Annotated in this window: 18 protein-coding genes; 10 read left to right on the plus strand and 8 right to left on the minus strand. The window is 38.3% G+C overall.

Translation table 11 applies throughout. From position 1 onward, the window contains the following. Nucleotides 1-149: 149 nt before the first annotated feature. From DV942_RS10335 to DV942_RS10350, 4 genes are read right to left on the minus strand one after another with little or no spacing between them, the layout of a single operon-like run. Complete coding sequence (locus tag DV942_RS10335) at nucleotides 150-1,133, minus strand: DUF5007 domain-containing protein (protein ID WP_145857310.1); 984 nt, start codon at nucleotides 1,131-1,133, stop codon at nucleotides 150-152. 17 nt (nucleotides 1,134-1,150) lie between these two features. Next, nucleotides 1,151-1,837, minus strand: coding sequence for a hypothetical protein (locus DV942_RS10340; protein ID WP_090986369.1), 687 nt, complete (start codon nucleotides 1,835-1,837; stop codon nucleotides 1,151-1,153). A gap of 27 nt (nucleotides 1,838-1,864) precedes the next feature. Further along, entirely contained in the window at nucleotides 1,865-3,382 is a 1,518-nt protein-coding gene (locus DV942_RS10345; protein WP_145857312.1) for a RagB/SusD family nutrient uptake outer membrane protein, read from the minus strand. A gap of 12 nt (nucleotides 3,383-3,394) precedes the next feature. Next, complete coding sequence (locus tag DV942_RS10350; protein ID WP_145857314.1) at nucleotides 3,395-6,574, minus strand: SusC/RagA family TonB-linked outer membrane protein; 3,180 nt, start codon at nucleotides 6,572-6,574, stop codon at nucleotides 3,395-3,397. A gap of 460 nt (nucleotides 6,575-7,034) precedes the next feature. Between DV942_RS10350 and DV942_RS10355 the strand changes: the two genes are divergently transcribed. The 6 genes from DV942_RS10355 to DV942_RS10380 all read left to right on the plus strand — a co-directional run bounded on the left by DV942_RS10355 (nucleotide 7,035) and on the right by DV942_RS10380 (nucleotide 17,186). Continuing rightward, a complete protein-coding gene (locus DV942_RS10355; RefSeq protein ID WP_145857316.1) occupies nucleotides 7,035-9,476 on the plus strand; it encodes a TonB-dependent receptor in 2,442 nt (813 codons plus the stop codon). Between the two features lie 60 nt (nucleotides 9,477-9,536). Next, a complete protein-coding gene (locus DV942_RS10360) occupies nucleotides 9,537-10,247 on the plus strand; it encodes a DUF4198 domain-containing protein (protein ID WP_145857317.1) in 711 nt (236 codons plus the stop codon). Between the two features lie 73 nt (nucleotides 10,248-10,320). Continuing rightward, nucleotides 10,321-11,538 carry a PepSY-associated TM helix domain-containing protein gene (locus DV942_RS10365; RefSeq protein WP_145857319.1) on the plus strand — a complete coding sequence of 406 codons (1,218 nt, stop codon included), beginning with the start codon at nucleotides 10,321-10,323 and terminating at the stop codon, nucleotides 11,536-11,538. 211 nt (nucleotides 11,539-11,749) lie between these two features. Beyond that, the gene (locus tag DV942_RS10370; protein ID WP_145857321.1) at nucleotides 11,750-12,889 is read left to right on the plus strand and encodes a M28 family metallopeptidase; all 1,140 of its coding nucleotides are present in this window, start codon (nucleotides 11,750-11,752) and stop codon (nucleotides 12,887-12,889) included. Nucleotides 12,890-13,063: 174 nt separating this feature from the next. Continuing rightward, complete coding sequence (locus tag DV942_RS10375) at nucleotides 13,064-14,137, plus strand: DUF5694 domain-containing protein (RefSeq protein ID WP_145857323.1); 1,074 nt, start codon at nucleotides 13,064-13,066, stop codon at nucleotides 14,135-14,137. A gap of 274 nt (nucleotides 14,138-14,411) precedes the next feature. Continuing rightward, nucleotides 14,412-17,186, plus strand: coding sequence for an outer membrane beta-barrel protein (locus DV942_RS10380; protein WP_145857325.1), 2,775 nt, complete (start codon nucleotides 14,412-14,414; stop codon nucleotides 17,184-17,186). Between the two features lie 93 nt (nucleotides 17,187-17,279). Here DV942_RS10380 and DV942_RS10385 read toward each other — a convergent pair whose 3' ends face one another. From DV942_RS10385 to DV942_RS10395, 3 genes are all read right to left on the minus strand, one after another. Further along, complete coding sequence (locus DV942_RS10385; RefSeq protein WP_145857326.1) at nucleotides 17,280-17,966, minus strand: class I SAM-dependent methyltransferase; 687 nt, start codon at nucleotides 17,964-17,966, stop codon at nucleotides 17,280-17,282. Nucleotides 17,967-18,169: 203 nt separating this feature from the next. Then, entirely contained in the window at nucleotides 18,170-19,570 is a 1,401-nt protein-coding gene (locus DV942_RS10390) for an MBL fold metallo-hydrolase RNA specificity domain-containing protein (protein ID WP_145857329.1), read from the minus strand. Nucleotides 19,571-19,627: 57 nt separating this feature from the next. Then, nucleotides 19,628-19,855: a YtxH domain-containing protein gene (locus DV942_RS10395; RefSeq protein ID WP_134204220.1), complete on the minus strand. Its 228-nt coding sequence runs from the start codon at nucleotides 19,853-19,855 to the stop codon at nucleotides 19,628-19,630. 79 nt (nucleotides 19,856-19,934) lie between these two features. Between DV942_RS10395 and DV942_RS10400 the strand changes: the two genes are divergently transcribed. Continuing rightward, nucleotides 19,935-20,570, plus strand: coding sequence for an HAD family hydrolase (locus DV942_RS10400; RefSeq protein ID WP_186462465.1), 636 nt, complete (start codon nucleotides 19,935-19,937; stop codon nucleotides 20,568-20,570). 35 nt (nucleotides 20,571-20,605) lie between these two features. On the opposite strand, the gene DV942_RS10405 is transcribed toward DV942_RS10400, so the two are convergent. Continuing rightward, entirely contained in the window at nucleotides 20,606-22,291 is a 1,686-nt protein-coding gene (locus DV942_RS10405) for a DUF6600 domain-containing protein (protein ID WP_186462466.1), read from the minus strand. Between the two features lie 278 nt (nucleotides 22,292-22,569). Here DV942_RS10405 and DV942_RS10410 point away from each other — a divergent pair, with 278 nt between their 5' ends. From DV942_RS10410 to DV942_RS10420, 3 genes are all read left to right on the plus strand, one after another. Then, nucleotides 22,570-23,271 carry an SAM-dependent methyltransferase gene (locus DV942_RS10410; protein ID WP_090986329.1) on the plus strand — a complete coding sequence of 234 codons (702 nt, stop codon included), beginning with the start codon at nucleotides 22,570-22,572 and terminating at the stop codon, nucleotides 23,269-23,271. 201 nt (nucleotides 23,272-23,472) lie between these two features. Beyond that, the gene (locus tag DV942_RS10415) at nucleotides 23,473-23,652 is read left to right on the plus strand and encodes a hypothetical protein (RefSeq protein ID WP_090498180.1); all 180 of its coding nucleotides are present in this window, start codon (nucleotides 23,473-23,475) and stop codon (nucleotides 23,650-23,652) included. Between the two features lie 737 nt (nucleotides 23,653-24,389). Beyond that, nucleotides 24,390-25,151, plus strand: coding sequence for a M57 family metalloprotease (locus DV942_RS10420; protein ID WP_145857332.1), 762 nt, complete (start codon nucleotides 24,390-24,392; stop codon nucleotides 25,149-25,151). Nucleotides 25,152-25,220: the final 69 nt, after the last annotated feature.

Raw genomic sequence — 25,220 nt, forward strand, 5'->3', positions numbered from 1 at the left:
AACTTTCACCAAAAAGGCAATTTTCGATTCGAAAATTGCCTTTTCAGTTGTAGTAAAAATTATCACTGCATCATGATTAAGAAAGTATATGCTAGATCCTTCAAAAGGCTCAGGATGAATTCTAGATTTATTCTACAGCTGCTATTTTTTTATTTTCTAGTTACATCAGTAAATTTTACCTGAATGACATAAGTACCTTCTAATTTAAGTCTCCAAGACCACCTTGGGTTTACAGAGAAACCTGGTGATGTTGGAAATCCATCTATTGATTTTATAAAGGTACTCGGTATTCTGTAATACATTAAGAAACCCCAGTCGGTAGTTGGTGTAATATATTTTGTTAAAGGAAACGGTGCTACCTCGAAATCGCAGATCATAGCGGTATCAGTTTGAATAACTGGATTAAATTTCGCATAGTTTTCAAAAATTGGTCTATCTCCCCTTGCTATAATTTCTTTTGCTTTAGGATTAAAGACATTTCCATTTTTATCTACCATTTTCAGTATAGCTCTTGCACCTACAGATGAAATTTTTGTACAGGTAATGATTGGGTTTTTCATTGGCGTTACCGCACCGGTAACATCATTAAAGCCGTTAGCAACATTATCAGTAATCTCAAACAGGTCATCTATAGTGGGATCCACTACATTAATTGTTGCCAATTTAGGAAATAACTTGGTACCAGTACCATTAGTCATTTCTACATCATATACATATCTTCCTAAGGGTAAGAAACCGGATGCTTTGTTAAAGGTAAGCTGTCCGCTTAATTCATTAAACTCCATTGGTTTCTTTTTAACCACCTCTCTTTTCTTATTTAAAAGATCGAGGGTTACATCTGTTTCAGGATCAAAATTAGCACCGGTTTTAAAAACAGTAATTTCATATTCTTTTGAGAATTCTGCAGGTGCAGGAGAACCATCTTCTTTTCTTAGATTAAGTAATTTGTAGGTAAAAGGTGGTGTAGAACCATCTGCATTGATTCTATCTGACTGAAAAAGAGTCAAGCCTCTTTTTGCATAAATATTATTGTCTTTATATCGAATGGCATCACTTAGAAAACCATTCTGTATTTTTTTACAGGCCACTACACTTAACAAGAGTAATAATCCTAAAATGTATTTAATTTTCATAATTAATTGCGATTAAATTAATTGCCCAAAGACTGTGCATTAAAAAATAACCTGTGGTATCCACTTAACACATGAACTATACCATTGGTTGTGACGATTCCAGATGTTTGACAATCCACAGCCTTATCTTTTTGTGAATCGGGAATAGTACTTTGATCCGTCTCCTGATCATCACGGGTTCCGATTACTTTGGTATACGTTACATAATCCACATAATTAAGATACTGTGTATATTCATAAGAACGCCTCAATTTGATCAGGTACTGAACATTTGGAATAGCCCCTAATAAACTGTTATAAAGCTTACCGCTAACGGTCATCTGGTCTCTGTTGATCTTACCCGCAAATAAATAAGTCTTTAATGAATCGTTCAGCTCCTGTGATGGAATATCTTTGATCCCAAAATCAAAATTTTCCTTCCCAAGTTGGAGAGATTTCTGATACTTCTTGGCCTTTACATACTCCGCTATGCCATAATTTGTAGTTGCAAAAAGGGTTACATTACCATTTACTACATCCTTTAAACCAGCCCGGTCTATCACTTTCACTAAGGAATCGAAATTGCGGTTAGACTTTAAGTAATCGTAAGTACTTAAATTCACATTGGGATCACTTGGGCCGCCATCCCTTTTATAATCATTTTTTTTACAAGCCGTTAGCGCCAGTAATAATAATGAAAGATATACTAATATATTATTTTTCATATTTTTTAACCTCTTAATAAAAACAATTTATACTTTACCCAACCAATATGGTGTTTGTTTCAATAACGGATTATTTCTAAACAATGCAGGGTCTACAGGCCAATAAAACCCTTCTCTTCTAAACCTGCTTTCCGTAAGCCAATCTACGATAAGACCGTATCTTCTGGTTCTGAGCAAATCATAAAACAAATGTCCTTCCAGGTACATTTCTTTGCCACGCTCATACGCATATTCATCCATTACCTGATCTACGGAACTTCCCGTTGGAATTAAAACCGGATCTGGGTCATTTCTTTTTCTGAAATCATTGATAATACCAATAGCTGTAGCAGCATCCTTTTTGTAAAGTGCAATCTCCGCCTTAAGAAGTTTCATATCACCCAGTCTGAAAATGATAATGTTATTGCTCAGATAAGGGTCTAATTTTTGCCCAGGATTTCTGTACGTAACATTACTGTACTTTATACTCATTGGTTTATTCGGATTGGTGAGGTCAAAGCCCTTTTTATAACGGATATCGGTGGTGGTTTCGAAATGATTATTAAGATACAAAGGCGTGGTATAAAAACGTGGATTGTTTCCATAACCTTTAATATAACTCTCATTTAAAAAATAAGAACCTATCGAACTATTGGAACCTTCCAATGTATTTTCGCTGATGTTAATTTCAAATATGCCTTCAGAAGAACGACCAATAAAAGTATTTTTATAATTAGCGGTATCGGTTAATGCATAACCTCCTTTGTTAATTAATGTATTTATGGTCGTATCGGCATTGTTCACATCAGTCAAATTAGGCGCATCTACTGAAACGTCAGACATGGTCGCTCTCCAAAGATACAAATGTGCTAAAAGGGCGTATACTGAGCCTTTATTTGCCGTAACTTTGGCGTCGCCAGTATTGGTATAATTCCAGCTTAATAGATTAATGGCTTTTTTACAATCATTTTCAATCAATTTCATCACCTCCGATTTTGAACTTCTTGGCAATTGAGGTGCATTGATTGGATCGTCGTAAGCTTCTGTAACCAACGGTACATCGCCCCATACCCTTACCATCATAAAGTAACTTAATGCGCGAAGAAAATAGGCCTGGCCAATTACTGAATTCCGGAATTGTGTAGGATCGTCTTCGCCAGACAATTGTGTATCGCTCATCGCATTAACTTTCTTCAAAATCAGATTAGACATGGCAATGCTTTTATAATATAAAGTATAATTTGCCAGCGTATTGATATTGTATTGAAAGGTAAAATCCCCACCCTGAATCCCTTCTAAACCGTCTCCGGAATATTGGATGGTAAAATAGTTTTTGGCAATCGCATCACCATACATAAAATAACGATTGTTTTTGTTGGTAATCGCACTACGCATCATGGCATAATTACCGGCGATGGCACTTCTTACATCCCTGGACGATTGCCAGAAGGTTTGCTCATAAGGTGCGTCTTTAGGTTCTTCATATAACAATTTTTTACAGGAACTTACGGTAACTGCTATGCCCAAAGCGATAAGAACACCGATTTTTGTGATTATATTTTTCATTTATTGACGATATTAAAATTGAACTTGTACACCTAAAGTATATTTTCTTGGAATAGGATATCCAGTTCCATTATATTCTCCATATCCGTTAACAGCTTCTGCATCTGGTAATTTTTTTGATTGCTGGAACATATATACGTTATCAACAACGGCGTATAATTTCAGCTGACTTAAGCCTAATTTTCTTACGGCTTTAGGACTAAAATCATAACTAAAATTGATACTTCTGATCCTTGCATAACCACCTTTTTCTAGGAAAAAAGATTGTGCAGCTGTATAATAATATCGATAGGATCCCAAATCGAGTTTTGCATATTCGGCTTGATCTCCAGGGTTTCTCCAGATGTTCAGGCGACTTAGATCCGGTGAAGAAACACTAGCAAAATTATATACGGCATTAGCATCAGTTGCGTTCGTAAAACGATCTGAATCAAACAGGTTGAGTACATCACGTTTAAGTGTAAAGTTTACAAAAACACTTAAGCTAAAGTTTTTGTAAGAAAAGTTATTGGTCCAGCCACCGGTAAAACGTGGGTTAGGATCACCAATTGGAGCCTTATCCGGATTGATACCATCATTAAAAATATCTATAAAATAATCTCCATCCAAATCTGCCAGATAAAAATCACCTGCACTAAATGTTCCATTACTGTTTCGATATCTTTCTCCAGTGTAAGGATTCTGGGGAATATCTGCTGAAGTAGAAAATACGCCTTTTGTACGATATAAATAAAAAGCATTTAGTGGACTACCTACAGAAAGCACGTGGTTTTTATCAAAACGATCTCCGCTCAAAATAATATCACGGCCACCGTTCGGCAAACTCATGATCTGATTTTTATTATAGGAGATATTAAAAGAGCTATTCCACTTAAATTCCTTACGGATTGGATTAGCCGTTAAAGTCAACTCCAAACCTGCATTACGAACCGCAAATGCATTGGTGAAGGCATTGTCATAGCCTGATGTAACCGGCAAATCAACATTAAAAAGTTTTTGTTTTACTTCTTTGTTATACACATCGAATGAAATGGCATATCTACCGTTATCAATTTCCATATCGGTACCAATATTCCATTGTATAGATTTCTCCCAGCTTAAATCTTTTTGTGCCACACCGTTTCTAAAATTTGGTGTAATTGCGGTTACACCATTATATGAAGTTGCTCCGCCATTACCACTAAAATAGCCATTGTTAACCTGGTAGGTATTATATTGCACATAAGCATTTCTTTTATCTTCGTTACCTGTCACGCCATAACTTCCCCTTATTTTAATGAGTGTAAAAGGGTTATTGGTTAAGTTTTTCATAAAGTTTTCTTCGGAAAGAAGCCATCCTGCAGAAATGGAAGGGAATACTCCATATTTATTATTTTCACCAAAACCTGATGAGCCGTCCGTTCTGATCGTTCCCGATAAAAGATACTTGCCATCATAATCATAATTAAAACGACCATAATAAGCTATCAGCCCATGTGCGATGTAATTTGAATAGGCATAAATATTCTGTTGTTTAAAACCAGTAACTGTCTGAACATAATCTGATGCACCACCGTAGCCGGATGCCTGAGTAGATTGAAATAAACTATATTCGATATCCTGCCCCGCTACTGCACTAAAAGAGTGTTTTTCAATAGCACCATTGTAAGACAGATAATTTGATGTTCTTAAACCTATAGCACTTGAAGAGAAACTGGAAGAGCTGTTGCCAAAACCATTGTTTAACAAATTGCTCATGCTTACATCCCTACGGGTATTGTCATTAGTATAAGAAGATTGTGAATTTAAGGTAAAGTGTTTATTAAATTCATAAGCCAGGTTGAGGTTAGCTCCGAATTGGTTCGACACATTTCTGTTTAGGTTTTCACCATCTTTACTCACAAAATAATCCAATTTTTCGGGAGAGATATTGAATAACGAGGAAGGTAAATTTCCCGAGCCGACTTTAGTAGGCTTCGAAGGATCATTTGGATCTTCATTACCTCTACCTCTACTGGCACTTGAATAATAAAATATAGGGTTGATCATTAATTTTTTATTCATCGCTCTCGAAGTAAGGTTTAAACGGGTAGTGTAACGTTTAAAGCCTGTTCCTTTTACAATACCATCTTCATCATAATAGCCTCCACTAAAACGATAGGTTGTTCCATTGTCAGTACCACCGCTTATGCTCAGGTTATTATCATTTATTTTACCTGTCTGATAAAATAAATCCTGCCAATCGGTATGGCCATTAAAAGCTGGATTTAAACTATCGGTAAGTATATAAGGTAGTTGTACACGCTGATCGTAACTCAGCTGCCTTTGAAGCACTTCCATTTTTTGCCTGCGCTCAGTGGTACCCATGGTAGCCTGTCTTAAATTAGGGCGTTGCACCATCCCATAATAAGAGTTAAACGTCACTCGAGTATCGCCACCTACACCTTTTTTGGTTGTAATTAAAATCACACCATTAGCAGCTCTTGAACCATAAATGGCCGCTGCTGAAGCATCTTTTAATACATCAATAGATTCGATATCACTCGGATTAAGACCGGCCATATAGTTGGTTCCTGTACCTGTTCCTGGTGGCACATATTCATCAGATGATTGAGGAACACCATCTACCACATAAAGTGGCGATCTGATAACATTAAACTGATCATAACCTGTGCTACCTGTTGAGTTACCCCTTACCGATACCGTTGGTGCCACACCTGGCTGGCCAGTAAAGTTTTGAACGTTTACACCAGATAAACGACCCTGTAACAACTGATCAAAACTTGCAGCAGGTAAGTTGGCCAGTTCTTTACCAGAAATACTGGAAATCGCCGCCGTCGTTTTCTTTCTGGTGATTTTTTGATAACCGATGGTAACCACTTCATTTAGTGTATTATTATCCTCCTGCAAAGAAAAGTTCACTGTACCACTTGCCGAAACCGTTTTCTCTACCGAACGATAGCCTACAATTCTGGCGGTAACAATTGCACCCTCTTTTTGAACTGTCAAAGAGAACTTTCCTTCGGCATTGGTGGCCGTACCATTCTTGGTCCCTTTCTCAATAATTGAAACCCCAGGTATGGGTTTGTTCGATTCATCTACAACTGTCCCTTTAATTGTTTTCTGCGCGAAGGCCAGCCAAGGGATCAGTAGATAAAATAAGGTTGCCGTTAAAAATTTTACATAGCAATGTCTTGTAGAAATTTTTTCCATTGATGTTTAGTTAGTTAGTTTGATAATATTTAAAAGTATCAACATTTTTACCCTAGGGTTAACTAATTTTTAGCTAACTAAAACCATATTTTAACTTAAAAATTTAACATTAATTAACATTTACACACTAAAGTATATCCGCTATTTATTCGAAATATGCCTTTGCGTTATTTATATGGCCTATATCAATTAAATTAAGTCTTATTTTCTTTATTTTTCAGAATACATATTGCTAATTAATTAGCAATCAGATTTTGAGGGGTAATGCCAGAAAAAATCTTCCTGTAGCGCCATCTAAAACGATAAACTAATGTCTTAGTATATCAGCGTTTTATAGGTAAATGAAAGAGGCTAAATTTTTGAAAATCCTCTAATTTAGAATAGTTCAAAATAATTTGGATTATAAAAATTTCTGACGTTATTTTGCGTCTGTTTAGAATTAATCCAAATAAATACTGTAATGTTTAAAATCAAACTTTTTAGTTTTACTTTCCTGTTCACTTTTGCCAGTTTATTATGCTTTGCCCAACAGTTTTCAACCATTACTGGTACAGTTACCACATCTGATGGAAAACCAGCAGCTTATCTTTCAGTAGGTTTGAAGGGTAAAGGCTTAGGAAACGTCACCAATGATAAAGGTACCTTTGAGATACCAAGGGTTAAACCAGGTTCTTATATCGTACGCGTATCAGGTGTTGGCATCCAAAGCGTAGAAAAATCAGTTATAATCAATGCAGGTGAAAATAAAACGGTTGATTTCGTAATCAACCAGAATTCAAACCAGCTCAATGAGGTTAATATCAATAAAGTTAAAGCCAATAAATATGGCGCCCAAAAAAGCGATTATGTAGCTAAAATGCCTATTAGTAACCTGGAGAACCCTCAGGTTTATACCACGATTACCAAAGAGACATTTAATGACCAACTGATATTTTCTGTAGATGATGCTACACGTAATGCCGTTGGTATTCAGAAAATGTGGGAATCAACCGGACGTGGTGGAGATGGTGGCGCGTATTATGCGTCGCGGGGCTTTATTGTACAGTCGAAATTGAGAAATGGAATTGCAGGTAATATAACCAGTCGTAATGATGCAGCCAACATCGAAAGCGTGGAAGTAATTAAAGGGCCGTCGGCTACTTTATTTGGCAGCACTTTAACTTCTTATGGAGGTTTAATCAACCGCATTACCAAAAAACCATTCGCGGGCTTAGGCGGTGAGGTAACCTATTCGGCAGGTAGCTATGATTTAAACCGGGTGAGTACCGATTTTAATTTCCCTGTTGATAAAGCCAACCACATTTACGCCCGTATCAATGCATCTTATAATTATAAAGGCTCTTTCCAGCAAAACGTATTCGACAGGGGTTTCTTTGTGGCACCAAGCTTAGCCTATAAAGTAAACGACAAGCTGGATTTTACTTTTGATGCCGAAATCGCCAATGGTAAGAATACCTTAAAACCATTTGTTTTCTTTTATTTTCCGGTGGAAGACCTTGGTTTTGATCGGGCAGATCAATCAGGCATACCTTACAACAAATCGTTTACAGGTGATGTGATGAAGCAAAAATACAACAGCACTACTTTCTTTGGCCAGGCCAATTATAAATTTAATGAAAACTGGTCATCACATACCAGCTTTTCATCTAGCTATAGTTTTTCTAATGGCCGGGGAACCTACCTGTTCTTAGTTCCCAATAACTATCCTCCACTAGGTAACCCAAATGCTGCTCCGGGCGCCGATCTCATTTCAAGGGCAGATCAATCAACAGACAACAGCAAACTTTATAACTACGAAATCCAACAAAATTTCAACGGGACTTTTAACCTGGGTTCAATAAAAAACAGGATGGTTTTGGGTCTTGACTATTTACGTCAAAACTCCGATCAATTGTTTTATGGAACAGACAGTTTCGATCTAACAAATAAAAACGGAACAGGTGCTAACTATTACAACTTCACAGAAACTAATTTAGCAGCCTTTTATGCAGCAATGCCTAACGTCCCTAAATATCCTTATCATTTTAAGACCAATACTTACAGTGCCTATGCCTCTGATGTGATTAACCTAACCGACAGGTTAATTGCTTTAGCGGCCATTAGAGTAGACCGTTTTGACAACAAAGGTAATTCTGACCGAGCAGGTTCGGCACCAAAAGGTGCTTATAAACAAACCGTTTTCTCGCCAAAATTCGGCTTGGTATTTCAGCCCATAAAAGATCAGCTATCGCTATTTGCGAACTACCAAAATGGTTTCAATAATAAAAATGGTATAGATTATAAAGGCGATGCATTTAAGCCAGAGCAAGCCAACCAGATAGAAGGCGGTGTAAAAAGTAACCTGTTTGGTGGCAAATTAACCGGATCGGTATCTTATTACTACATCAAAGTGAAAGATATTGTAAGGGGTTATAATGGCGATCTGTCTAATCCGAATGCACAGATCCAGGATGGCAACAAAATCAGCAAAGGTATAGAAGCAGAAATTGTAGCCAACCCTTTAAATGGTTTAAACATTATTGCAGGTTTTGCCTATAACGATAACCGTTTGCAAAATACTTCTCCGGATGTTGAAGGAAGACGTGATGCTTATTCAGCTGCTCCTTATTCGGCAAACTTATGGATTAGTTATAAGTTGGCGGCAGGTGCTTTAAAAGGCTTTGGTTTAGGCGCGGGCGGCAACTATGCCAGTGATAACAAAATTGTAAACAGTGTAAGCCAGGGCGTATTTATTCTGCCTGCTTACGAAGTTTTTAATGCTTCGGTATTTTATGATCATCCAAGGTTCAGAATCGGTGCCAAAGTAGACAATTTTACCAATCAAAAATACTGGACTGGTTATAGCACGATGAATCCTCAGGATTTAAGAACTTTTACCGGTAGTGTAACTTATAAATTTTAATAAAACAAACAGGAGCACCTGGATCAGATCAGCTGTCCCTTTTGTCAAAACCCAGAAAACATGAAAACTAAAATCTCATTACTATTTTTCTTTCTAGCCTTTGGCATTTCGAGTGCATTTGCACATGCTTTATGGATAGAAACAGCTTCAACAGGCAAAAAAGGACAAGCACAGGAAGTGAAAGTTTTCTTCGGAGAATATGAGAGTAACGAGCCTGACTCAGCCGCAAAATGGTTTAGCAATTTAAAAGAATTCAGCTTGGTGTTAACCGCTCCAAACGGGACAACCAGGGTTTTAACCACCGCTCCGGCTGTACGTTTCTTTAAAGCAAGCTTCACTCCAGATCAGGATGGCACTTATAAACTTTCTGTAGTTCATGAAGTTGCTGACATTTATGAAAAAGCTAAAATTGAATATTACGCCTTTGCAGATGTAGCCATAGGAAATGCAAAAATAAACACGGTTTTCCCTGCAACTGCAGCATTAATCATCAGACCGGATAAACATGCCTTAAAAGTGGGTGAAACTTCACTTCATCAGGTCATCTACAACAAAGCTCCTTTCGCAAAACAAAAGTTAACGGTTGTAAATGCTGAAAGAAAAACACAATCTACTGAAACCGATGCAGAAGGAAAATTCACTTTCAAACCAGCACAAAAAGGAAACTACTTTTTTGAAGCTTTTACCGAAGATAAAACACCAGGCAAACTGAACGGAAAAGATTACGAAAAAACCTGGCATTTGGTAACCTATACCACCCAAGTTCAATAAACAGATTAATTCAAAGTTGTTAACCAATTGGCGTGTAAAATCGTCAATTGGTTCTTATTTTTAATAAAGCCCAATGTCGCCAACCAAAGCCATACATAAAAAAACAAAGAAATCGCGGATAAGAAAAATCAATGACTGGCTGCACTTGTGGCTGGGTATAACATCTGGTCTTGTGGTCTTTCATTTGGGCATTACCGGCTGCATTTTTGCCTTTCAGAAAGAAATTACTGAATTTATCCATAGAAAAGAGTTTTTTGTTGAGGTACCGGCAAATAAAAAAACTATTCCTTTAAGCATATTAAAAGCAACAGCCGAAAAAACCTTGGGCGGCAAGAAAAAGGTTACCTTCATCTCAAGTTATAGGCAAGCTGATCGCGCATGGGAGTTTGGTGCTTACAAGCCTGGTAATCCTAAAGCATTCTGGTATTTTGATTCGATAGATTATTACGACATTGTGCTGATTAACCCCTATACAGGTAAGGTCACATTGGTTTCTGATTATAAATACGAATTCTTCAGTATCATTAAAATGCTGCACTGGAGTTTTCTCATCAACCATCCCATCGGACAGCAGATTATAGGCTGGAGTACCTTCATATTTGTTTTTCTTTTGATCTCTGGCATTATCATGTGGTGGCCTAAAAATCTTAAAAAATCGAACTTCGATAAAAGTTTCAAAATTAAATGGAAAGCCAAATTTAAACGTATCAATTATGATCTTCATAACGTACTTGGTTTTTATGTGATGATTATTTGCATGATGCTGGCACTAACCGGCCTGGTGTGGGCTTTCCAATGGTTCCAGAACACGGTATATGTAGTGGCATCGGGTAGTATTTCGCCTCCGGAACAAATTATGGCCCAATCAGATTCAACTAAATCTGTTAAGGCGATTCCGTTTGATGTAGCTTTCGAAACCGCACAAAAGTTATTTAAAAATGTCGAACGCATTGGAATGTCGCCTGCCGAGGGTGGTACGGCAACCATTTACGCAACTGGTTACAGCGGGAAAGAAACCTATTGGAATTTCGATGTTTTGCTGTTCGACCAGTACACAGGTAAATTGCTGGCCCGTAAAAATCAAAGTGATAAAAATGCAGGTGAAGCACTTATCGGCATGAACTACGATATCCATGTTGGCGCTATCTTAGGACTTCCAGGGAAAATAATGGCATTTTTCGCAAGTTTAATTGCTGCCAGTTTACCTATAACCGGATTTATCATTTGGTGGGGCAAAAAGAAAAAGAACAAAAATCACTCAGCCACGAAAAATTTGCCACAACATCATTAATCACCGTGATATTGAATTCCTTCCATCTGGTAAGATACTGAAAGAAATCCGATCACTAACTATCGGATCAGGGTGCCAATTGCTCCCATCTTTACTCAAGATTTGCCATCTCGTATCAATGAATTGTAGATTTGTAATCCAGCTAAAGAATTACTCTACATCCTGATTACATATCCGGACTAACAATTATTTTATTTTACTAAATTCCGGCATGAAAAAATTCGGATTCTCCCTTTTGCTGTTTTGTGCAATCAACAGTTTTGCACAGGACTCTACTTATACCAGAGGGATCATCAATACCCTTGCGTCAAAAGCTTTCTGGGGCAGAGGTTATACCAAAGACGGGATGAAAAAAGCGGGCGATTATATTGCAGATGTGTATCAAAAAATTGGCTTACTGCCAATGGGTACAGCCTATAAACAGACCTTTAGTTTCCCTGTAAATACTTTCCCGGGAAAAATGATGGTAACCATTAATGGCGAAAAACTCATACCAGGAAAAGACTTCATCGTAAATAATGAAAGTCCGGGGATTAAACAAATAGCCGAACTAACTCCGGTTGACAGCCTTCACTTCCAGGCTAAACCTTCGATACAAGTTTTACTAAAAGATAAACTAACTTGGTCTGTAGCTACCGAAGTTGGGGATATTACGACCATACAACTCAATAAAAAGAGCCTTAACGCCCTACCGAAAAAAATAAGCGTTGACATTGAAAACAAATTTATCGCCGATTTTCAGGCAGCCAATATTTGTGGTTTGGTTAAAGGCACTCAGTATCCTGATTCCTTATTGATCATCACTGCGCATTATGACCACCTGGGCGGAATGGGTGCAACTACCTATTTCCCTGGTGCAAATGATAATGCAGCTGGTGTAGCCACTTTATTGAGTCTGGCCAAATATTACGCCGCTAATCCTCAGCCCTACTCTATTGGTTTTATCTGTTTTGCAGCCGAAGAAGCCGGATTAGTAGGATCAGGATATTTTGTAGAAAACCCTCTGGTTCCATTAGGTAATATAAAATTCCTCATCAACCTCGATTTGGTAGGCACAGGCGATTCAGGCATGACAGTGGTTAATGCTTCAGTTTACCCCAAAGCCTTTGCACAGCTAAATGCCATCAATAATGAACACCATTACATCCCGAAAATCAATCAGAGAGGTAAAGCAGCCAATAGTGATCATTATTTCTTCACGGAAAAAGGTGTTCCCGCATTTTTTATTTATACCCAGGGAGGTCCCTCTGCCTATCATGATATATTCGATAAACCTGAAACCTTACCCCTTACCAAATACAAAGATCTGTTTAAACTAATTGTCGGTTTTAATCAGAAATTAATGAAATAGTTGCATTTTTCTAGGACCAAAACGATAAACCGCTATTCAAACACCCCATTATCCATAATCAACCCCTAAATCCCCGTTTTTCCGATTGGGATAATATTATCAGCCTTTGGGATAATTAAATTGAGTGGTAAGGCTTGTATACTCATCTTTGAATCAACAAAAACGAAACGAATTATGAGAACTATACAAAAACTTAATCTGGTATTACTACTGGTGGCATTTACACTTAAACTGAGTGCACAAAATCAAATCGAAATTGTTATCGTAGGTTCCGCACATGATAACGCTAAATCAACCATAAATTTTCAGGCCATAATTGATAAACTTAAAAATTTCAAACCTGATATGGTGTTTGGTGAATACCTGCCACAGGACAATTATGCTAAACTGGAAGAAAGTAACTGGGCAAAAGAGTTGTTTAAAAAGGAGCGTGACTATCTGCAAAAATTAAATCCTGAGTCTCCTAAAAACATAGATGCACAGATTAAAAAAGACCTAAAAGCACTTGCAAAATTTGCTTACTATCATCAAACGAGGATGAATTTAGCGGTTAATTATGCTAAAAACTGGGATAGAGGAAATACTGAGTATCAAATCTTTGTGCTGGAGAACTATATGAAACAGAGTTTTGGCAAAGAAGAACTTGCCACCTATAAAAAGATGTTTGGTAGTATAGATTCGTTAAAAAAGATGGGGCTTTACAGACCGGGAAGTGAATACAGCAAAATCTATTTCCCCCTTATTTACCAATTGAAACAAGATCGGATTTATAATATGGATTGCCAAACCTATGATAAACCCTGGGGCGAAGCCTGGAATAAAACAGACTCGTTATACAAGATTTTAATCGGCAAAGCAAAGGCCGACAGCAGCTCGCAGGAAGCTGCTACTGTGAAAGCTATAGAAAAATACTGGTCTTACAGTAAAGATGAAGCAAGTGTATTTAATGCTGACCCTTATGCAGGTATGAATACAGTAAAATATGGTGTTTTAGATGAAGCCTGGAACTTTTATGGCGGATCGCACTTTTATGGATATGCGGGATTTCCGACTGAAACGGTAAAGGAAATGATAGCACAGTGGACCCTGAGAAATGAAGGAATGTGTAAAAATATTATCGAACAGGCGAAAGCTAAAAAAGCAAAAAGGGTTGTAGTAGGAGTTGGTGCATCGCACCGGAAGTGGATGGAAGAAATTTTAGCAAAAAACCCAGATGTAAAAATGATTAACTATAACGATATACACTAAAATTTAACATACGTTCCAGAGCCTCCTTGCGGTGCATGGGGGCTTTTTTTTTAAAGTTCGCAAATTTTTTCCACTGCTGTTTGCAAATTCAACATAAACGGACTACTTTTAAACTAACAAATTAGTTATTTGGCTTTTATGCAACATCTTAAAGAATTGTGTGTCTGCCTTTTAAACAAACCCCTGGTCCATCACATTTTTAGTCCCGTTCATCACATTTATTGAATTTATAAAAAAATAGCCGATAATTTTAGGTTCCTTATTTAAACCAAACATGAAAAAACTCTTACTTTCTCTCACTTTCAGCCTAATTATCTTTAGCCTGTTTGCACAAAAAAACGGAAGCATCACCGGAATATTAGCTGATAGTGCAAACCATAAAACCACATTAAATTATGCTACTATTTCGGTTTATAAAGTTGGTGATAGTGCATTAGCTACTTATAAACTGTCTGATGATAAAGGCGTTTTTAAAATCAATGGTCTGGCCACGGATGTAAAATACCGGTTAGTAGTAACCGCCTGGCAATATGGAACTTTTAGAAAAGAAGTAGAACTCAGCACAGCCAATCCGAGTTTAAACCTTGGCACACTTTACCTTTCCACCAAAGCAAATGACTTAAATGAAGTGGTCATATCTGCAGAGCGCCCGCCCGTAATTGTGCGTAAAGATACCATTGAGTTTAATGCCGAATCTTTTAAAACCCTGCCATCCGCAGTGGTAGAAGATCTGCTAAAAAAGCTTCCCGGTGTTGCCATTGCAGCCGATGGTTCTATACAGGTTAACGGCAAATCAGTTAGTAAAATTTTGGTAGATGGAAAAGAGTTTTTTGGTGCCGACCAGCAAATTGCAACCAAAAATCTACCGGCAAATATCATAGATAAAGTGCAGGTAGTGGATGATAAGCAGGCTAAACGACGGGCTCCTGATTTAACAGAAGCAGAAATTCCACAAATTATTAATTTAAAGCTCAAGAGAGCCATAAAAAAAGGTGCTTTCGGTAAACTATATGCGGGAGGGGGTTTAAAGGATCTGTATCAGTCTGGTGGATTAATGAACTTCTTCAGGGATACTACGCAGGTAAGTGTTTTGGCTTACGGCAACAACATCAATCAGCCTGGTTTTAACCCCAGTGATGTTCAGCGGATAGGTGGATTTAACAGAAGTGGGATTAACTCGATGATGATGAGTTCGGGCGGTTATTTCGAGTTTAACGGAATCAATTTTGGCGGAAGTAATGACGGTATCCAAACTTCATCAGGCGGGGGTTTTAATTTTAACACCATCAATAAAAAAGGGATCAAATTTAATACGCAGTATTTCTTTGGAAAATCGAATAATCTTTTAGAAAAGCTTTCCAACACCAACCAGACCCTTGGCACAGATCGCTTAATTACCAATGCTAATGAAAATACTACTTCTATTATTCTAAAGCATAATATTGGTGGAAAATTGGACTGGCAGATCGATTCTTTAACACAGCTTACCATCGAACCCTCAATTGTATTAAATTCCAATAATTCGATAAGCAAAGTGTCATCTAACAATAGCAACGTCAATAACCAGTTAATCAATTCACTCGAAAATTTGAATGATAGAAACAGCTCCAGCAATAAATATCAGCTAAGGGCCGAATTTAATAAAGATTTTAAAAAGCCCGGAAGATCTTTAAACCTTGGTGCCGATATTTCTGCGAGCCCAAACCCCATTAATAATTATAACAAAAGCACCGGCATTTTTTACCTCACACCTTCAACTTCAGAAATTGACCAGTTAAGACAAAATAGTATAGATAACTTCAGGTCTTACCTCTATGGCAACTATGCTGAGCCGATCAGCAAAAAACTAAAATTTAAAGCCGATATCAATGGAAATATCATCAATAGCGAAAATGCATTAAGTACATTTTACCGTAATCCGGCTAACCAGCTGTATGATATTGTAGTACCAAACTTATCGCAAACAGTTAAACAGAATGGATTCAAAACCAACACAAACATCAGCCTCGGATATAAAGTAACTAAAGATTTCTACCTTCAACCCGGATTGGTACATAATTATATTTCATTGAACAACCGTTTCACAAATGGAGCAGCTGTTGATCAACGTTATCATTTTATGTGGCCGACATTTCAGTTGACTTATAAAATATTCCGCTTTAATTATACTGCCAGTTTTACAGAGCCTAACGTGAGTTATCTCCAGCCAGTGGCCGACAATACAAATGCGCTTTATATCAGAAATGGAAACCCTAATTTATTGCCAGCCCGTAGGCAGAGTTTAAGCATGTATATGTACAAATATGACCCTAAAAACCTTATTAATTATAATTTATATGGCTATGGAAATTTCACCAAAAACGGCATAATTAACACCGTTACGATCAATAATGGCGTTCAAACGGTTAATCCCATTAACATGAGCGGTATTTATAATTTTCAGGGCGGGGCGAATGTTTCAAAAGATTTCAGGAAAGATAAAACAAGCTTGAAGGTTGGGATGGGTTTTTGGGCTAATTTCGATCATACGCCTGTTATTGTTAACAATATTCAAAGCAATGCCAATGTTTTTTATGTTGGACCAAATGGTAGCATCAGATTGAACCTGAACGATAAAGTGGAAATCAATCAATCATACTACATCAATTTAAACCGTAGCAAATACGATGATAGTTTTTATACCAACATTAGCTACAATACCCATCAGAGTACATCTGAGCTGATTATCCGTTATCCTAAAAAAGTGGTTTTCGAAACGAGTTATGCTTTAACCATTAACGAACAAAAAATTGCAGGCTTTAATAATAACATTAAAATCTGGAATGCCGGCCTTACTTACCTGTTTATGAAAAATGATCGGGCCCAATTAAAATTTTCGGTAAACGATATTCTGCAGAGTAACGTAAGAAGGAATATACAGATTATAGGTAACAGTGTTATTGATGCACAAAGCAATAACCTGGGCAGATACGGCATGCTTACACTTACTTATAACATCCAAAACTTCGGTCAAAAAGTTGGCGGAAGACAAACGTTCTTCAGTTTTTAACTACCTTATTCCGAATGTAGTGAAGAGTCTTTGCGCAGATTTAGTTTGCTGTCGTAAGAAGATTCTTCACTGCGTTCAGCATGAGAGATTAGCTTATTGCGTTAACGTTAGTCTAACCAGATACTGATCTTCACCATCATCAAAAATCAATTCAGCATTCCATCCCGTTTCTGCAGCAATCTGTTTAATGGTTTCTTCATCTATATAAATCCAGTTGAACCAATTGCCTTTTTCGCCTTTATATTCATACTGGTAAGATACCTCACCGTAGTACTGGTTTTGTGGTTTAGGCAGATCTTCATATAAATAAGCAATATCAGATGAGTCAAAAATGACCTGTCCGCCGGGATTGATCAGGTCTTTTAATTTGATTAAAAAAGCTTTAAAACCTGGCAAAGTTCCTGTTAAACCGATACCGTTCATGAGCATGATGATGGTGTCGAATTTCTCTTGATAAGTAAAAATATCCTGTACAAATGCTTTTTTTACTCCACGGTCTTTCATAATGTTTACCGCAGCTTCCGAAATATCTATAGCGGTAACATCGATATTAAACGCCTGTAGCAGTAAAGCATGACTCCCCACACCGGCGCCGATATCCAGCACCTTTCCATTACACATATGCAAAGCCTGAAGCTCCAAAACGGGCATATCTTCATCATCACGGAAGAAGAATTCCAGTGGCATTTCTTCCGGTTCTCCGTAAGAATTGTGTAACCAAAGGGTATCCGCCTCGCCCATTCTGTAAATATCTGTTAGCGCTTTACCAAAAACATCCATAGCACAAAGATAGGGAAAAGGGAAGATGTATAAATGGATGATGGGAGATGGAAATTTTATACTGAGGTAACAGGCATAAAGTTGGTCGGGATTTACAATCCCGTCCTAAAGCCCAAGATTATTAATCCTTATTGTAATAGAGCAAAAAGGTCTGGATTACAAATCCAGACCTACGATTTTTATAACAGTTTTGCACAACAATTTTACTCCAAATCAAATACCTGATGGTATTCTGGTATAGCTACATGTTTAAACCCTTTATCTTTTAATTTAGTAGCGAAACTTTGCTGTACTTCGTACTCTCCATGTACCAGAAACAACTGTTTTACCTGAGCAGGATCCTGACCAGATAAAAAATGCAATAAATCTTCGTAATCGCCGTGCGCACTCATCGATTTTATGGATTGTACTTCAGCTTTAACTTCATATTCATCGCGAAAAATTTCAACCACCTTATCTCCGGCAATCAGTTTTCCACCAAGCGAATTCGGTTCGCAATAACCTACCATTAAAATGGTGTTTTTCTGGTTGCTGATATTGTTCCTGATGTGATGTTTTACCCTGCCGGCCTCAGCCATACCTGATGCAGAAATGATTACACAAGGTCTTGGATCAGCATTTAAGGCTTTTGATTCTTCTACACTTTCGACGAAACGCAAGCCTTTAAACCCAAAAATATCATGATCTACCTTTAAAATTTCTTTAACCCCATTATTGTATACCTCGGGATGGTTTTTAAGAATTTGAGTGGCTTTTGATGATAAAGGACTGTCTACGTAAAAGGGAACATCAGGCAGTTTACCTTTCAGCTCCAAGCCATTTAAAGCATAAAGGAGTTCCTGCGTACGGCCAACTGCGAAAGCAGGGATAATTACCTTTCCTTTTTTAATTTTACAGGTATTATTGATGACTTCCAAAAGCATATCTTCGATCGGATCGAGATTTTTATGTAGTGAATCGCCATAAGTTGATTCCATCAGGATATAATCAGCCTGGTCAAATTTTTGCGGACTTTTTAATAACAAGTCGCCATAACGGCCAACGTCGCCAGAAAAGGTAATGCGCGTGGTTTTTCCATCTTCTGTAATACTAAGATGAACAGCAGCGCTGCCCAAGATGTGGCCTGCGTCAGTAAATTTTAACAGAATCCCCTCTTCGATTTTAAAATCCTCTTCGTATTCCACAATTTTCATCTGGCCAACTGTTTTGGTCACGTCTTCCTCTGTATAAAGCGCTTCCTCCATTTCTTCACCTTCTCTTAGATTACGGTTGGCATATTCAGCATCCTGCATCTGGATCTTGGCAGAATCCATCATTAAAATGCGGGCCAGGTCCATCGTAGCTGAAGTACAGAAAATCTGCCCTTCAAATCCTTCAGCAACCAATTTGGGCAAAAGGCCACAATGATCTATATGTGCATGAGATAAAATGAGGTAAGTGATTTTTTTTGGATCAAAACCAAAATAATCATTTAGTTTATCGGTAACACGGCCCATCCCCTGGAATAAGCCGCAATCTAATAAAATCTGAGTGCCGTTTTTTAAGGTAATAAGGTGCTTACTTCCCGTAACCGTACGGGCAGCACCATGAAAAGCAATATTCATCAAGCTATTGGTTAGAAAATACTAAAAGTGCCAGATATCTCCGGCACTTTCAACTCGTTACGCGTTTATTTCTGCTACTTTATCTTTAACCTTATCGGCAACGCTTGTGGCTTTATCTGCCAATCCTGCCAGTTTATCTTTTGAAGCATCTAAAAGATCAGCAAAAAAATCTGATACTTTATTTTTCAGATCGCTGCTCGAATCTGATGATAAGGCTAATGCGATAGTTGCACCTAATGCTGCTCCGGCTAATACGCCTACTATGATTTTTGTTTCTTTTTTCATGGTCTTAGTGATTTACTTATTAAACATAATTAACCCACAGGTGTTTTTATTTTTTTCATCTTACAAAAACCAATCCATAATGAAACGAATATTCTTTATAGACTTAGACAATACCATTTATTTTACCGGGCAGAACGAAGAACAACTGATGGGGGAGTTATACCGTTTCCTGGAAAATTTAGATTTAGGAATCAGCCAGGCTGATTTTCAGTTAGCCAAACAGGAAATGTTGAGGACGCCTTTTTTAAAAGTAGCTAAAAAGTATCGTTTTAACGAAAAGGTGATGCCTGAAGTGATTTCCTATCTTGAAAACAGGTCTGTAACCCAGCCGCTGAAACCCAGCGATGATTACCATTATATCAAAAGCTTAACCGGCCGAAAATTTATTGTAACAGCAGGTTTTCCAAAACAACAACTTTCAAAGGTAAAAATGCTGGGCATTGCCAATGATTTTGAAGAAGTACATGTGGTGGATGTTTCAAGCACCAATAAGAAAGAAAGATTTGAAATGCTGATCGATCACCATCAACTTAACAAAGACGATATTCTGATTATTGGCGATGATGCAGAATCGGAAATTAAATTTGGCCTGGAACTGGGGATAACTACTTTTTTGCTAGATCCTGAAAACCTGCACCCTAATGCTGAAAGTACTTTCAAAGGAACTGATTTGAGTAGTCTTCACGCAGTAGCGGGCCAGTCTGACTATTTATAAATAAAAAGTCCCGATTTTCATCGGGACTCTTCATTTTATCCTCTGCCACCTCTTGACGGTCTTCCACCTTCGCCGCCTCTTTCACCTCCGCCACCGCGCTGTTGCGGGGCTTCCATCCTTCTTTGTTCCTGTCTTTGTTGCATTTGCTGATTACGCTGTTGCTGCATCTGCGCATCACGCTGAGCCCTTTCCTGTTGCTGTTGCTGGGCTTGTTGCGCACGTTGCTGCCGCATCTGCTCATTACGCTGTTGTTGCATCTGCGCATCGCGTTGTGCCCTTTCTTGCTGCTGTTGCTGAGCTTGTTGCGCACGTTGCTGTTGCATCTGCTCATTACGCTGTTGTTGCATCTGTATATCGCGCTGTGCCCTTTCTTGCTGCTGTTGCTGAGCTTGTTGCGCACGTTGCTGTTGCATCTGCTCATTACGCTGTTGTTGCATCTGTACATCGCGTTGTGCCCTTTCTTGCTGCTGTTGCTGAGCTTGTTGTGCACGTTGCTGTTGCATTTGCTCATTACGTTGCGCCCTTTGTTGATCCATCTGAGCACGTTGATCATCCTGACCCCGCTGTGGCTGCATATCACGTTGACCACGTTGTTGATCTATGCTCATACGGTCTTGATTACGTTGTTGTCTGATCTGATCCCCACGTTGCTGATCCTGAACACGATTTGCATTATCCTGTCTGTTGCCATTATCAATCCCATTGGCACCACCGCGACTAATACGTCCGTTTACATCCCGGTTATAAACTTCTCCCCTGTTATTTGGCTGATTATTGTTATCCCGGCCTACATTTCGGCTATCTCTCGATCCAAAGCGGTTATCACCAACGCCTGGAGTATTACCTCTTTGATCGCGGTTAGTGTATCCTTCATTTCTTCCGCCTCGGCTAATGCCAGCATTGCCTTGCTCAAATCTACGTGGCGCGGCATTACGGTTGTCTACCACTGCATTACGTTCAGGTCTTGGCCGGTAAATTGCCACCTCTCTACCGCCAATGCGGCTTGCACCTGGTCTCGAACTTTCAGCATAACGATATACCGTTACATCCCTGTTGGTTGCGCGCCTGATATCTTCAACCCTTGGACCTCCATAATAAGTTCTTCTGTTATACACATAAGTATTATTGATAATGGTAGTATTACGGATATATACGTTATTACGTCCATAATCATATCTTGGAAAAGAATTGATATAAATATTACGTTGAGGAATGAAGTTCCAGCAGAAAGAAGGCACTACATAACGGCGGCCAAAACTTAAATTAATACTGATGCTTGGCGCCATGGGTGCCCATCCGTAATAGCCATCTCCGCTTCTCCAATCTACCCAGGCTGGTCCCCAATTAGTGTCAGGCAACCAAATCCATTGCCGGTAACTGTTAATTACCCAACGACCGTAGTGGAAAGGTGCCCAGCCCCAATCGTAATTGGAAACCCAGGTATTACCATATTCAGTCATGGCCCAACGTCCATTGGTATAATATGGGCGGAATTCACTTTGATCTACATCTGGTCGCCAAACATAACCGTATTGTGGATCCTGAATCCATGTGCCATAAGGTGAAAGCTCGTCGTAAAATGTCTGTAAAGAAATGTTGCCGGTACTGTAACCATCAGACTGGTAATCATTTTGGTAGTCTTGTGCCCTGACAAGGGTTGTGGTTCCGGCAAGGAGCGAAAATAGCCCCAGCACAAGTGCCGTAGATTTCAGTGTTTTCATTTGTGTGTTTATTTTAATAACCTAATGTGTGTGTATCAATTAGAGAACCAAAAATGCTGAAGGTTTAATATGCAAGCATAGTTTTTACATTTTCCTTTTAATATTGCATTACAAGGCATATTTAACTAATATTTAACGTTTTACACCGAGTTTAATTGTGTAGAAAAGAAGTCAGTTAAAAATAAAATTTGCTACACCTCTGTACATGAAAGAGATTATACTGCCATTTCCATAAGTTTTAGAACTTAAATTCTATTTATTGTATGTATTTTTGTAACATGCAAAAAGGCACTTTATACCTTATTCCCGTACCACTGGCCGAGGAGGTAGCACATAAAACTTTTACTCCTTATTTGGTCGATACGATTAATCAGATTGATACCTATATCGTAGAGAATAGTAAAACAGCACGCCGTTTTTTAAAAGAGGCAGGTTTAAAAATACCACAGAAAGATTTAATCGTACACGATTATGGCAAACATAACCGGACAGATCTGGGACAGTTTTTTGGGGAGCTTACCGCAGGCAAAGACGTTGGTTTAATGAGCGAAGCGGGTTGCCCGGGTATTGCCGATCCTGGAGCTGATATTGTTGCCGAAGCACACAAACGCGGTATTAAAGTAGTGCCATTGGTAGGGCCAAGCTCCATTTTACTGGCTTTAATGGCCTCTGGCTTTAACGGACAAAGTTTCGTCTTCTGGGGTTATCTGCCTATTGATAAAGAACAACGTACGAAGCGCATTAAAGATCTGGATTTATCGGCCAGCCGTTATAAACAAACCCAGATATTTATTGAAACACCTTTCCGCAATAACCAGCTTTTTGAAGAAGTATTGAAAAGCTGCAAACCCAATACTCAGATTTGTGTCGCCAGCAACCTTACCGCGGCCGATGAATTTATTAAAACACAAAGTGTTTACAACTGGCGCAAAGAGGAAATAGATTTACATAAAAAGCCGACTATATTTTTGTTATACTAAGATAAAATCGTCATCTCGACTGTAGCGCAGCGAAACGGAGAGATCTTTTTAGAGTAGATTTAGCTCCCCTAAGCCTTTGGGCTATTTGCTACTTGAACTTTGCTCGAAATGCCGGGCGATTTCAAAAAATCAAAACATATCCAGCCTAACATTGGTTGTTAAGGTAACGCTTTGCAATATTATTCACTAAATCTTCGAGTTATGAAAAATACGAGCACACCGAAAAACAATCCAACAGTTCAAGGCAATTCAATAGCCGACCGCGCTAACCACGATGTTAAAACGGATAAAAAGATACAAGGCATTACCAACGGAGGTGGCCAACGTTCCGATCAGACATCGAACAAAGATAACCAGCGGAAGTACGATAACAAAAAATAATGAAAAAGGTGATGATCCGGAAGAATCATCACCTTTTTCATTACCACAAATCCCTAATCCGGGGGATGTACAGAATAATAGCCATTTGTATCAATAACATATTGCTCTTTTACTGACGGAAGTTCAGGCAAGGCAAAATGATCAGTGACTGTAGTATGTGATCGGCTAAGTTTTCCAGCCATTTCAACAGGGCTTCAAAACATCTTCAAGCTTCTGCATTTCCGAAATTCGGATCTGCCTTAAACCCCATCCAACATCCATTTTTTTGCTGTGTCATGCGGTCAAATGTTAACCAGACAACCTGAACCCAATTATTACCTAATGAATTACTTGCTTATACCCCCAAGATCGGTTCCGCATGGCAACTGGAGCAAAGCAGAAAGCTGAGCATTTATTGATTAGCCATTCTGTTATACAGGTGTATAGCGGCTGTATTAAAAGATTGATACCAGCCCAATAATCAAATTATATTTTGATACGTCTGTCACATTCCCAATTTATCTGGAAATCCTCTTAATACATGAACTATAGAAGCCAGAACAATCTATCCTTAACGAAAAAATTACTAATAAATATGGCTATTTATGTAATTTTTTATACATAAAAACGAGTTATAAATATTACAAACAATACTAATTAAGTTTTCGTGTAAAATTCCGCCCAACGCCAAAATTAATGTAACATGTTCTGTTACATTTGTTTCATCAGCTATTAAGGACCAACTAACCTCTTATCCAATGAAAAAAAACCTAAAAAAAATCGCTTTCTTAGCGATAGTTGCAGTAACCATTGCTGCATGTAAAAAAAACCAGGAAACAGCAAGCCCAGAACCACAGGAAACGGTAAAAAATGCCGATAAGGTTTTACAGCACATTAAAAATCTTGGCTTTCCCGAGTCGAGCATTGTTTACAATGGCAATGAATATATCGTTGAGGAAGATATTATATTTCCTAAAAATATGGAGATCCCGGTTAATAATTCGGCACCAAAAACAGAACAGTACTACACCGGAAGTATTGTAAACGCAACGAAAAAACTAAACATCCGGATTTTTGTAGATGCATCCATGACATCAATGAGCAGTGAGATCAACAGCGCTATTGCCCAATGGAATGCTGTTCCAAATTCTACTTTACGCTTCAGTATAGTAACCACCGCCCCTTACGACATCCTGATCAAGGATGAAAATTTGGGAAATGGCGTTTGCGGCCAGGGCCAGTTCCCTTCAGGCGGAAGTGCAGGTGCTTTGGTTAAAATCAATAAAAGTTATATTGCAGGTAATTCTTTTGCACAACGTGCCAGAACAATTTGCCATGAGTTTGGCCACTGCATCTCATTCAGACACACCAACTGGGCTGCGATCGGTGAATCAAGTGCAACGAATGTACCTGGCGTAACCGGAACAGACGCCTTATCGCTAATGAATGGTGGCCAATGTGGTTCGGGTGCAACCGTATTATCTCAAAAAGATAAAGACGCAACTGCAGTATTATATTAAAACCCAAAATAATCAATTAACCTAAACTAAATCCTTAACCAGTTGAAGATGAGCTCGGGTACCTAAGCA

Origin of the sequence: Pedobacter suwonensis (assembly GCF_007833675.1) — a bacterium.
Classification (GTDB): domain Bacteria; phylum Bacteroidota; class Bacteroidia; order Sphingobacteriales; family Sphingobacteriaceae; genus Pedobacter; species Pedobacter suwonensis.

Bases quoted from the DNA above. Each gene is read 5' to 3' on its own strand.
- DV942_RS10420 (WP_145857332.1), top strand. From the start codon at position 24,390: ATGAAAAAAAACCTAAAAAAAATCGCTTTCTTAGCGATAGTTGCAGTA.
- DV942_RS10405 (WP_186462466.1), bottom strand. From the start codon at position 22,291: ATGAAAACACTGAAATCTACGGCACTTGTGCTGGGGCTATTTTCGCTC.
- DV942_RS10400 (WP_186462465.1), top strand. From the start codon at position 19,935: ATGAAACGAATATTCTTTATAGACTTAGACAATACCATTTATTTTACC.
- DV942_RS10340 (WP_090986369.1), bottom strand. From the start codon at position 1,837: ATGAAAAATAATATATTAGTATATCTTTCATTATTATTACTGGCGCTA.
- DV942_RS10380 (WP_145857325.1), top strand. From the start codon at position 14,412: ATGAAAAAACTCTTACTTTCTCTCACTTTCAGCCTAATTATCTTTAGC.
- DV942_RS10410 (WP_090986329.1), top strand. From the start codon at position 22,570: ATGCAAAAAGGCACTTTATACCTTATTCCCGTACCACTGGCCGAGGAG.
- DV942_RS10385 (WP_145857326.1), bottom strand. From the start codon at position 17,966: ATGGATGTTTTTGGTAAAGCGCTAACAGATATTTACAGAATGGGCGAG.
- DV942_RS10365 (WP_145857319.1), top strand. From the start codon at position 10,321: ATGTCGCCAACCAAAGCCATACATAAAAAAACAAAGAAATCGCGGATA.
- DV942_RS10395 (WP_134204220.1), bottom strand. From the start codon at position 19,855: ATGAAAAAAGAAACAAAAATCATAGTAGGCGTATTAGCCGGAGCAGCA.
- DV942_RS10415 (WP_090498180.1), top strand. From the start codon at position 23,473: ATGAAAAATACGAGCACACCGAAAAACAATCCAACAGTTCAAGGCAAT.
- DV942_RS10370 (WP_145857321.1), top strand. From the start codon at position 11,750: ATGAAAAAATTCGGATTCTCCCTTTTGCTGTTTTGTGCAATCAACAGT.
- DV942_RS10345 (WP_145857312.1), bottom strand. From the start codon at position 3,382: ATGAAAAATATAATCACAAAAATCGGTGTTCTTATCGCTTTGGGCATA.
- DV942_RS10355 (WP_145857316.1), top strand. From the start codon at position 7,035: ATGTTTAAAATCAAACTTTTTAGTTTTACTTTCCTGTTCACTTTTGCC.
- DV942_RS10335 (WP_145857310.1), bottom strand. From the start codon at position 1,133: ATGAAAATTAAATACATTTTAGGATTATTACTCTTGTTAAGTGTAGTG.
- DV942_RS10375 (WP_145857323.1), top strand. From the start codon at position 13,064: ATGAGAACTATACAAAAACTTAATCTGGTATTACTACTGGTGGCATTT.
- DV942_RS10360 (WP_145857317.1), top strand. From the start codon at position 9,537: ATGAAAACTAAAATCTCATTACTATTTTTCTTTCTAGCCTTTGGCATT.
- DV942_RS10350 (WP_145857314.1), bottom strand. From the start codon at position 6,574: ATGGAAAAAATTTCTACAAGACATTGCTATGTAAAATTTTTAACGGCA.
- DV942_RS10390 (WP_145857329.1), bottom strand. From the start codon at position 19,570: ATGAATATTGCTTTTCATGGTGCTGCCCGTACGGTTACGGGAAGTAAG.